This is a genomic window from Stutzerimonas stutzeri SDM-LAC (assembly GCF_000235745.1).
Taxonomy (GTDB): Bacteria; Pseudomonadota; Gammaproteobacteria; order Pseudomonadales; family Pseudomonadaceae; genus Stutzerimonas; species Stutzerimonas stutzeri_H.
Genome location: NZ_AGSX01000087.1, coordinates 1 through 3,087, shown reverse-complemented (window position 1 = coordinate 3,087; position 3,087 = coordinate 1). Strand labels below are relative to the sequence as shown.

Here is a 3,087-nt window from a genome sequence, read left to right as displayed (position 1 = left end):
GTCTTGCCATGGTCGACGTGACCAATGGTACCGACGTTCAGGTGCGGTTTGTTACGTTCGAATTTTTCTTTAGCCATCGAGACCGTCTCCCATCGTTGAATTGAGCTAGTCACGCCACCATTAAAACAAAGGCAGATATTCACATATCTGCCTTTGATATTGGAGCTCATGAGCGGATTTGAACCGCTGACCTCACCCTTACCAAGGGTGTGCTCTACCAGCTGAGCTACATGAGCGTATCGTATTGCGTCACACAAACATGGAGCGGGTAGCGGGAATCGAACCCGCATCATCAGCTTGGAAGGCTGAGGTTCTACCACTAAACTATACCCGCGCTAGCCGGAGCTGACGCTAAAACTGGTGGAGGGGGAAGGATTCGAACCTTCGAAGTCGATGACGTCAGATTTACAGTCTGATCCCTTTGGCCGCTCGGGAACCCCTCCAAAACGAGGCGGCATTTTCATTGCCAACCTCTAAACTGTCAAGCGTTTTCTCAATAAAATCTTGAGGTTAGCTCCTTCGACAGCTTGCCTACATTCAGCCTTGAAGGCTGCACTGCAGAGCGGGCGCCATTCTATGAGAACTATTCCGAGTTTGCAACGCTTGAACAGGGCATTTGTTGATGCTCAAGCTCCGGAAAATCCTTTTTTAGATCGCTAAGCAACGAACCGCTCAGGAGATGCTGTCGCGCTCCCGCTACTTGGACCCAGTAACGCCTATGGGTTCTAGGCAGCTCGCGGATCGATGCAGCATAAGCGATACCCTGCAGACGATTGACCACGCTTTCCGCAGAGTCCTTGCGAGAGAATATACCTAGAGAAATCCCGTTAGACAGATCACCTACAGTGATTATGTAGCTGTCAATATTACGAGACTGCAGCTCCTTCAGCTGACGTAGCGATGCCTGTCGAGATACAAGCGGTGGTAGATACACCCAATAGTCGATACCTGCAGCCTCATCCATAAATTTGACGCGAGAGTCGATATCCAGGCTCAGCAGTCGCTGCTCAATGGCTAATGCGATCGACTCCTGGTCGAAGCCACCAAGGAATAGGCAGCCGGATTCGGCCTCATTCGAGGGGTTACGATGCGCCAATGGCTTCGTTTCGCTCAGCAGCTGTATGTCAGACTCTGAAGAAGCAGCACGAGGCGCAGCCACTTCGTCTTCAACGCTAAAAGACCGCCGATTGACGTTATAAAAGTAAAACAGGAGATTTAGCACTACCAGCAACATCAAAAGCCAGCGCATGGATACCTCTTTAGGGGCACGCTAACGCAAGCCCGCTGAAAACCAGATCCGGCACGCATCTCACCCCAGGGAAATCTGCAACCAGTGCTGCGTCCCCGCCAGTAACATAGATGGTGAAGTCTTTACCTAATTGATCTCCGGCGAAGCCAATCTGGCTGGCAACATAGCTTCGCAACATGATCAAACAACCTCGTTCGACACCCTCGACCGTGCTTCTACCAGGGGTAATATCATCCAACGCATTGGATGACTCCGCTGGCTCGTACTGGATGCGACGAGTGTGAGCGAGCAACTGCCCACGCAGAAGCGCAATGCCCGGGGCAATATAACCACCCAGGTGCCTCCCATCAAAGGCAACCAAATCTACAGTGACGGCAGTGCCTAGGTCGATGACCAAACAGGGCCCACGACACATATGATAGGCCGCGATGATCGCTAACCACCGGTCCAAGCCCAAACGGTTTTGCTCCCAGTAGCCGTTAACAACCCCAGCGATCTGCTTTGCCGGACACACCCTCTGCACTCCCACGCCCAGCGCACCCTCAAGTTCTCCTACTAACGCATTGGTCTCCGCGTCCCCCCTAACACTAACTAAGCGGCAACGATTGATGCCCCCTAGACTTTGACTGAGCAATTCCTGAACTAGCTCCATCGGCTGCCCTGCGACACCACTCACTAGCAACGCCCCATTGGCATCTGCGATGACGCGCCATTTAATGAGGCTATTGCCACAATCGAGCTCAAGAATCATGGTCTAGCCTCACGCTTAACTCCCCGCCACTAAAGCGCTGCTCCCCTTGCCCTTCAATCCAGAGACGCAGGGCCCCCTGATCGTCTATGCCCGTCATCAGCCCCCTGATCTGCTGGGCGCCGGTACTCAAGACACAGCTCCTGCCGTGCCAGATATTGTTTTCTTCCCATTCTTCCCGCAACGAAGAGAAGCCCTCGCGAGAGTGTCGGCCTATATAGCGACACAAGGATTCACTGAGTAAATGCGCCAAATCGGCGCGACTCGCCAGGCGCCCCGTCTGCTCCCGCACAGTCGTCCAAGGCTGGTCGATGCTGACGGCGTTCGACCCCATGTTCACATTTACTCCAATCCCGATAATCACATGACACAGATCCGCCGGATCGCCATTCAGCTCAATCAAAATGCCCGCTATTTTCCGCCCGTTCGCATATACATCGTTCGGCCACTTAAGCCCAACGCCCTGGACACCGAAGCGGCGAAGAGCATCGAGAACAGCCAAACCAACGACTAGACTCAATCCAGACAGCCCCTGGAGGCCGTCGGCTACTTTCAGCGCCAAGGAGTAATACACATTTTGTCCAGGAGGGCTCGCCCACTTGCGCCCCCTACGCCCGCGCCCTTCAGTCTGCCCCTCAGCCAATACTACAAATGGTGCCGGCACGCCTGACTGTAGCAACCTCAACGCCTCAGCGTTGGTAGAGTCGATTGTCTCTCGCAGGTAGAGATTCCAGCCGAGGCGAGCCAAGACGGCAGAGCTGTCTTCGTAATTCAATAGCGAAAGGGGTTCGGCTAAGCGATACCCTCTACCTGGCACTTTGAATAGTTCAAGACCAAAGTCACTCTCAAGTCGCTGCAGATATTTCCACACCGCACTCCGACTTACACCAAGAGCAGCTCCTAGCTCTTCGCCAGAATGAAAATGACCGTCACTGAGCAACCGTAGCAAACTATTCATAAGCCCTCCAGCAGGCGGCAGTCATGATATCGATACTGCTCAAGGCCATCGATCTTTTTTCCCACGCCCAAAGACAAACCCCCGGCCATCTTTCGATGATCGGGGGTTTGGTGTAGAAGCTTGACGATGACC

Annotated in this window: 3 protein-coding genes and 3 tRNA genes; all 6 read right to left on the bottom strand. The window is 53.5% G+C overall.

Going from position 1 to position 3,087, the window contains the following annotated elements; all coding sequences use genetic code 11:
• Positions 1 to 160: 160 nt before the first annotated feature.
• Positions 161 to 236: transfer RNA gene (locus PSTU_RS0110110), tRNA-Thr, on the bottom strand.
• Between the two features lie 24 nt (positions 237 to 260).
• Positions 261 to 334, bottom strand: a tRNA-Gly gene (locus tag PSTU_RS0110105).
• A 24-nt stretch (positions 335 to 358) separates the two neighbouring features.
• Positions 359 to 443 (bottom strand) — tRNA-Tyr (locus tag PSTU_RS0110100).
• Positions 444 to 583: 140 nt separating this feature from the next.
• Positions 584 to 1,249 (bottom strand): SPOR domain-containing protein, encoded by a 666-nt coding sequence (locus PSTU_RS0110095; RefSeq protein WP_019340915.1) that lies wholly within the window; start codon positions 1,247 to 1,249, stop codon positions 584 to 586.
• Between the two features lie 10 nt (positions 1,250 to 1,259).
• Positions 1,260 to 2,000: a type III pantothenate kinase gene (locus PSTU_RS0110090; protein WP_019340914.1), complete on the bottom strand. Its 741-nt coding sequence runs from the start codon at positions 1,998 to 2,000 to the stop codon at positions 1,260 to 1,262.
• Positions 1,990 to 2,955 (bottom strand): bifunctional biotin--[acetyl-CoA-carboxylase] ligase/biotin operon repressor BirA, encoded by a 966-nt coding sequence (birA, locus tag PSTU_RS0110085; protein WP_019340913.1) that lies wholly within the window; start codon positions 2,953 to 2,955, stop codon positions 1,990 to 1,992. Before birA ends, PSTU_RS0110090 begins: the two co-directional genes overlap by 11 nt.
• Positions 2,956 to 3,087: the final 132 nt, after the last annotated feature.